This is a genomic window from Aliterella sp. E5.1 (assembly GCF_057473825.1).
The window spans coordinates 43,778-50,420 of the sequence record NZ_JBYCCV010000025.1 but is presented as its reverse complement, the minus strand read 5'-3'; the positions used below and the strand labels follow the sequence as shown (position 1 = coordinate 50,420).

General features: G+C 43.1%; 7 protein-coding genes. 3 read left to right on the top strand and 4 right to left on the bottom strand.

Features of this window, described 5'->3' with window-relative positions; translation table 11 throughout:
- Nucleotides 1-104: 104 nt before the first annotated feature.
- Genes AC2VE5_RS11295 through AC2VE5_RS11285 form a run of 3 tightly spaced genes read right to left on the bottom strand, consistent with a single transcriptional unit; the run spans nt 105 to nt 2,319 of the window.
- Complete coding sequence (locus AC2VE5_RS11295; RefSeq protein WP_486887842.1) at nt 105-449, bottom strand: hypothetical protein; 345 nt, start codon at nt 447-449, stop codon at nt 105-107.
- A 2-nt stretch (nt 450-451) separates the two neighbouring features.
- Nucleotides 452-1,921, bottom strand: coding sequence for a CIA30 family protein (locus AC2VE5_RS11290; protein ID WP_486887841.1), 1,470 nt, complete (start codon nt 1,919-1,921; stop codon nt 452-454).
- On the bottom strand, nt 1,918-2,319 hold the full coding sequence (locus AC2VE5_RS11285; protein ID WP_486887840.1) for a RidA family protein: 402 nt from the start codon (nt 2,317-2,319) through the stop codon (nt 1,918-1,920). The genes AC2VE5_RS11290 and AC2VE5_RS11285 overlap by 4 nt, the downstream gene beginning before the upstream one ends.
- A gap of 55 nt (nt 2,320-2,374) precedes the next feature.
- On the opposite strand from AC2VE5_RS11285, the gene AC2VE5_RS11280 reads away from it, so the two are divergent.
- The 3 genes from AC2VE5_RS11280 (at nt 2,375) to AC2VE5_RS11270 (ending at nt 5,317) form a co-directional block, all read left to right on the top strand.
- Nucleotides 2,375-2,914 (top strand): HAD-IIIA family hydrolase, encoded by a 540-nt coding sequence (locus AC2VE5_RS11280; RefSeq protein ID WP_486887839.1) that lies wholly within the window; start codon nt 2,375-2,377, stop codon nt 2,912-2,914.
- A 52-nt stretch (nt 2,915-2,966) separates the two neighbouring features.
- Nucleotides 2,967-3,842, top strand: a complete 876-nt coding sequence (locus AC2VE5_RS11275; protein WP_486887845.1) for an alpha/beta fold hydrolase — start codon at nt 2,967-2,969, stop codon at nt 3,840-3,842.
- A gap of 227 nt (nt 3,843-4,069) precedes the next feature.
- Nucleotides 4,070-5,317 (top strand): S-layer homology domain-containing protein, encoded by a 1,248-nt coding sequence (locus tag AC2VE5_RS11270; RefSeq protein WP_486887838.1) that lies wholly within the window; start codon nt 4,070-4,072, stop codon nt 5,315-5,317.
- On the opposite strand, the gene AC2VE5_RS11265 is transcribed toward AC2VE5_RS11270, so the two are convergent.
- Nucleotides 5,295-6,581, bottom strand: a complete 1,287-nt coding sequence (locus tag AC2VE5_RS11265) for a GAF domain-containing sensor histidine kinase (RefSeq protein WP_486887837.1) — start codon at nt 6,579-6,581, stop codon at nt 5,295-5,297. The genes AC2VE5_RS11270 and AC2VE5_RS11265 overlap by 23 nt on opposite strands.
- Nucleotides 6,582-6,643: the final 62 nt, after the last annotated feature.

The window sequence follows — 6,643 nt, the reverse complement described above, 5'->3', positions numbered from 1 at the left end:
CAGCAAGAACTTATGCACAGTTAGACCAGGCAATCACGGATGCTCTAGCTGCGGTGACACTCCAAGATATTATTGGCTGGTTTACCCACTGTTGTTGCTATGTTTCACCCAACTGAGAACTGCTGTAATTGATCTTTGGTTTCAACAACTAAAGTTGCCAGATTGTCAAACATTTGTTCGCGGGTTAATTGTGGTTGGCTCCTCGGATTTATAGGCGATGGAAGTGGGGATACTGGGGCTTGTCCTCTGGTTATTTGGCTCAGTTGTGCTTCTATCCGATTTAGCCGCGATTCTATCCTAGAAATATCTGTTTGTAGATTGAACTGTGACGATTGGGAAAATGCGATCGCCCCAGGCGGGAACTTGTCTCCCATCGCACTATTTAATCCATACCAGCTAATTGTTACAAAAATTGTGGCAAGACAAAGTAGTAAAGCTTTTTTGTACATCGCTAGTCTGGTTGTAAAGATGCAAATAATTGTTGCCAATCATTAGATGGATTGGGACTTTCGACGGCTTTTACTTCAAAAGTAACGTTGCTTGCTTGAGGTTGGGATAAAGCAGCGATGCACAGATCGGCGATCACATCACGGCTAACTTTTCCTCTAATATTGTCTCCTTGCTCAAATACTAATTCTTGAACGCCAGTTTCTTCGGTCAACGCGCAAGGTCTAATAATTGTATAAGGAATTTTACTTTCTCTTAAACTATCTTCGCCGCGCAATTTCCAAGTAAGAATACCTCCCAATTGATCGTTCATTCTGACGGCGGGTGGTTCTTCTTCGAGGTTAATACCAGGGCGATTGGGGCGAGTTACACCCGCCGAACTAATTAATACAAATTGTGGCAATGTTTCACCACCATAAGCTTTGATTGATTCTACTTGCAGGGCAAAGTTACCAGGGGTAAAGTTGGGATTTAATTCGCCGTCGTACTCAAATTTACTAAGCATTAACTGCAAAGAGCAAATATTTTGAGTATTGATTGATTCATTAGTATCTAAGGTTTTAGCCCGAAATACTGGAACTAATTGGTTAAAAGGAATGCGTACATCTATCCAACTATTATTTACAGTATCGAAAGAGTAGGAATAAGCTACACCATCCCACTTTGACTCGGTACGCGCTAGAAATTTGTAACGTTGACCGTCGCCTTTGACGCGCAGTTCTATACCTTCATAATTAGATAAATTGAATGGTGGGTCAATATTTTTAGTCCTTACCGAAGCAAATCCACCAGAATTTTGAGTAGATACATTGCCTGTAAATACTGCCAAGTTATCAACAAATTTAATTTCACTTTCGCTTACCCCGCCCATTACCACATCATCCACTGCGCCCCAAATAGCTTTTAAGTCTGGCGATGGATTAGCAAAGTCAAAGATAAGTTTTTCTGTGGGTTTATTTAGGTATTTCGCCGCCGCTTGGACGAGGTTTTTTACGCCTAAATACTCCACATTTTCTGGGGTATCGCCGACAACTTCTGGCTGATAGAATTTAATACCTTGATTGTATTTCGCCCGATCTGGCGTATCTCCTTCTACAGGCTGCACTTTGACTGACGTACAACAAATTACTGCTTGTACACTTGCCATCAATTGCGGTGTTAAGGTTTCGGGTTTAGTAATGTCACCTTCGATTAATTCTACATTTTGGGGAAGTATAGATTTCGCGCGATCGCAATTTCTGACTAAACAGCGCACTCTATAACCGCGATCAACTAATTTTTGCACTACGCGCTTACCAACGCCACCCGTCGCCCCAGCTACTAATACAGTTTCCACGCTTTTACCAATAGATGTATCTTTATTATCGTTACCTAAAAGCAACCGTTGCAGGCAGCCAATAAACGGGATAATTTCAAAGTCAGCCAAAGTTTTAACAAATCTACCTACATCCCACGAGCGATTTTGTTTATTCATACTGTGTCAGATTGAGTAATTAACGCCTCAACTTCAATTTCTACTAACATCTCAGGAGAAATCAAGCGATTTACTTCTACCATTGTGGTAGCTGGTCGAATTTCGCTAAAAAATTCGCCGTGGGCTTTACCAACTTTTTCCCATTCATCAATGTTTGTGACGTAAATGCGCGTGCGCACAACGTCAGTTAAGCTTGCACCTGCGGAAATTAATACAGATTCAATATTTCGTAGAATTTGGACAGTTTGCTGATAAGAATCGCCCACACCAACAATTGCTCCACTGTTGTCCGTTGCAGTTGTCCCAGAAACATAAATAAAGTTGCCAAGCCGAACTGCCCGCGAATAGCCTACAATTGGCTCCCAATGGCTTCCCGTTGAAATATTCTGTCTGTCCACTATAAAACTACTACCTCAAAACCCCGACTCTCACCTTCTAGTTTAAGATCGAGCGATGGAACAGGAAGATATAAAAACTATTACCCCCGCAAACCTCTTGATGGTCGATATGGATGGAACAGTACGAGAACCTCGTTCTGACAACAAGTTTATTCAACGTCCGGGAGATCAAAAACTTATTCAAGGCGCGGAAGGTGCGATCGCCTATTTTGCAAGTTTTGGCTGGAAAATAATCGGCGTAACCAATCAAGCGGGTGTAGCGGCGGGTAAAAAATCTCTAACTAGCTGCGTCAAAGAACAGCAGCAAACAATGCTTTTGCTCCCAGAAATTGAGGAAGTTTATTTCTGTCCAGATTTTGCCGGGAAAAAATGCTTTTGCGTTACGCCAACAGAAGTAAAAGATTATAGCAAACACGAGCTATCGGGGACATTTCGCAAACCCAACCCAGGAATGCTATTGCTAGTGATGGAAATACACAATGCGGGCAAAATAGTGTTTGTAGGCGATCGCCCTGAAGATAAACAAGCCGCAAATTCTGCTTCAATCAAGTTTCAACAAGCCGAAAACTGGCGTAGAACCTATGGCGATTTCTGAAATTGCCATGATTGCCCTCGCCAATATGTTCACTGCAAATACCTTTACAACTATGCTGCAATTTCAACCCCCCGGCTTCGTGCAACAGGCGATAGATACGTCTTTGGGTGCAATGGTATACTACAGCCCTGTAACTACTTCAAAACAGTTACCCCCATTAATATTTCTGCATAGTTTTGGCGGTGGCGCTTCTGCTTATGAATGGTCTAAAGTTTACCCAGCGTTTGCCAATGACTACCGCGTTATTGCTCCAGACTTGATCGGTTGGGGAGAATCTGCTCATCCAGTGCGCGATTACGGAATTTCTGACTATCTAACAACTATTGCTGAATTTATTTCCCAAGTTTGTACACCTCCGGCGATCGTTGTAGCTTCGTCTCTAACGGCGGCTTTAACTATTCGTTTAGCTGTTGAACAACCCGATTTATTTAAAGCTTTACTTTTAGTTTCTCCATCGGGGTTTGATGATTTTGGGCAAGGTGCGGGGCGCAGGATACCATTGCAAGTTATCAATACACCGCTAATAGATCGCCTAATCTACACTTTGGGCGCTGAAAATGAAATTGCCGTGCGGAGTTTTCTAGAACGATTTTTGTTTGCTAATCCTAGGCGCATTTCGCCAGAAATAGTCCAAGCTTATTTAGCTTCAGCCCAACAGCCCAATGCTATTTATGCGGCTCTGGCTTTTTTACGGGGCGATCTTTACTTTGACTTATCTTTGTATATTCAACGCTTAACTACACCTACATTTATGCTGTGGGGAGAGTCTGCACAATTTACTGATATCAAATTAGGGCGGCGTTTGGCACAACTAAATCCCTCAGCAATTGAGATTCAAGGCATTTCAAGGGCTGGTGTATTGCCTCATCTAGAAATGCCAGAAATAGTAATTGGCTTATGTCAATATTACTTAAATAATATTACTTAAGTAGTATGGTGTTTATAGCAATTAAGGCAACTTATTATGATAAATTTCGTCTTGCTGGCTAGGAGATATTCTATGCTTAAATTTGCTCCTGGCAAGTCATATTTGCGATTTTAAAATATTAAATAAATGCGCCCTTAGAAATAGAAAAGATAGGAACAATTTACATTCCATTAAATCTAAGTTATTAAGAGAGTAATGAATAAAGTTTTTACAAGGAATCCTTTCTAATGGCTATTTCTATCAATCGTTTGCAATCAAGAACCGCCGGATTAATGGCGATCGCACTTAGCGCAGGCAGCATTGCACCTGTTGTTATCTCTGCGCCTTCCTTTGCTCAAAATACAACTTTTAGCGATGTATCTAGCAATTATTGGGCAAATTCTTTTATTGCCGAACTTGCCAGACGCGATATTATTGCCGGGTTTCCTGACAATACTTTTCGCCCCGATCAGCCCGTAACCCGCGCTCAGTTTGCGGCAATTGTGCGTAAAGCTTTTGAAAAAAGCCCCGAACGTAATGCCATCAATTTTACTGATGTTCCCTCAAACTATTGGGCATCTAATGCTATTGAAGAAGCCTATAGAACAGGTTTTCTTTCTGGCTATCCGGGCAATCGCTTTCAACCAGAGCAAAATATTCCCCGCGAACAAGTTTTGGTATCTTTAGCTAGTGGTTTAGATTACACCAGCAACGATTCAAATAATCTCAGCCAATACTATAGCGACGATAGCAGTATCTCTAGCTATGCTCGTAGCCCCATTGCCGCAGCAACGCAAAGAGCGATCGTTGTTAACTACCCCAATGTCAAATTTCTCAACCCCACTCGCACCGCAACCCGCGCCGATGTGGCAGCTTTTATCTACCAAGCTTTGGTAGATTCTGGGCAAGTATCGGCAATTAATTCAGCTTACGTTGTCGGACAAGCTCAACCAACTACGCCTACCACACCCCAAGCGATTACAATTCCATCAGGAACTACTATTCCTGTCAGATACGACCAAGCAGAGCGGATTTTGGTAACAAAAGAAGAAACTGCGCCTTTGACTCTAACTGTGGCACAAAATGTTGTCACCAGTAATGGCACAATTTTAATACCCGCAGGTAGCACCGTCGTTGGCGAGTTGCGCCCAGCCCAAGGTGGTTCTCAATTCTATGCTCAAGAATTGGTACTATCTGGCGGTCGGAGATACGATATCAATGCGACATCCGAAGTAATTACCAAAACCGAGCGCATCCGCAAAGGTGTTAATGCTGGTAATGTAGTCAAAAATGCTGCTTTGGGTGCTGCCGCCGCCGCCGCGATTTCGGCAGTAACAGGCGATCGCGCGATCGCAACGGAAGAAGTATTAGGCGGTGCGGGTGTTGGTACTTTAGTTGGCTTGTTCTTAGGTAGAAACAGCGTAGATTTAGTCGCCATCGACCCCGATACCGATTTGCAATTAACTCTAACTTCTAACTTGGCGCTAAACCGCTAATTGTTGATGGCAACCAAACTATAAACTTGGTTCCTAGACCATTTTGTGCAGGGCTGACTACTTCAACGTCGCCCTGCATTTGTTCAATTAATTCTTTGGCGATCGCAAGCCCTAATCCTGTACCCGGAATTGTCGAATTTTCCTGTACTCCCCGATAATGCCGCTCGAAGACTTTTCCTAAATCAGCTTGAGGAATTCCTAAACCTGTATCGCTAATTTCTATTCCTTGCAAACCGTCGCGGGTAATGCCAGATTGAATATTAATTTGCCCTCCGGCGGGGGTATATTTCAAAGCATTATCAATCAAATTGCTCAATACTTCCCGTAATGCTCCCGCGTCAGCTTTTACAGCAGGTGAATTTGTCGGGATGTCTGCATACAAATCTAAATTTCGCTCTTGAGCGAGGACTTTTGCCGATTCTACAAGTGGCGCTAATATATCGACAACAAACACTTGGTTGCTGCTTCCGGCGGGCAATAAGGGCAGAGGTTTTATCTTCGTTGAAGCTGGCGGTAACGCTTTTTGTGGCAATAGATCGTCCACTGTCAAATCTATTGCCCGATCGAATTGTTTGAGCAATTCTTGCAGGCGATCGCTTTCTCTCACAATATTATCGGCTACGGCTCGGTTTGCGTCGTCTGGTGCAAAGCGCTTGAGCAATAGCTTACCAAAGGTTCGTAATGCCGTTAAAGGATTGCGGAATTGATGCAATAAGTTATCTAGTAAGTCTCTTTGCTGCTGCTGTAGGTGTTGCTGTTTGTTTAGTTGCTGCTCAAACCATTCTTTGCGGCGATCCATTGCCCGCGCGATCGCTAAAGTTTGAGCAATTGTTTCAATTTCTTTACGCTCAGTTTCATTCCAAGCTCGATCTTCTCTCCCACTCACTAGCAATCCGATCAATATTCCTTCATAAACTAAAGGCAATACGATTTGTCTAGTTGGCATCAATGACTGAATCTGAGTGTTGTCTTGCCAAAATTCTCTTGCTGGCATTGGTACTGGGGCAGGAGCAGCAAGTGGGAGCAACTTTGGCAAAGCATTTTCGCCCGTTTCTTGAAGCAGCAAACCTCCGACGGCTGGCTTTGCTTTTTGCCAAGCGGCTAAATCGGGGAAAGCAAATACAGGAATCAACTTAGCTTGGCTACTTTCTTTTTCTACCAATTCTTCTGTCAAATACACAATGCTCCATACCGCTCCCAATTTCTGGGTGAGGGTGGCAACTTGAACTTGGCATAGAGCAACAAAATCAGAACTGGTCAGCATTATTCAACTACTAAAACTTATCAATTTTGCCCGCACCTGGGGACTTTTGCCTCATATTAACA

What these genes read in the sequence shown, in the direction of transcription:
- AC2VE5_RS11275 (WP_486887845.1), top strand. Translation starts at nt 2,967, where the DNA reads ATGCTGCAATTTCAACCCCCCGGCTTCGTGCAACAGGCGATAGATACG.
- AC2VE5_RS11295 (WP_486887842.1), bottom strand. Translation starts at nt 449, where the DNA reads ATGTACAAAAAAGCTTTACTACTTTGTCTTGCCACAATTTTTGTAACA.
- AC2VE5_RS11290 (WP_486887841.1), bottom strand. Translation starts at nt 1,921, where the DNA reads ATGAATAAACAAAATCGCTCGTGGGATGTAGGTAGATTTGTTAAAACT.
- AC2VE5_RS11265 (WP_486887837.1), bottom strand. Translation starts at nt 6,581, where the DNA reads ATGCTGACCAGTTCTGATTTTGTTGCTCTATGCCAAGTTCAAGTTGCC.
- AC2VE5_RS11280 (WP_486887839.1), top strand. Translation starts at nt 2,375, where the DNA reads ATGGAACAGGAAGATATAAAAACTATTACCCCCGCAAACCTCTTGATG.
- AC2VE5_RS11270 (WP_486887838.1), top strand. Translation starts at nt 4,070, where the DNA reads ATGGCTATTTCTATCAATCGTTTGCAATCAAGAACCGCCGGATTAATG.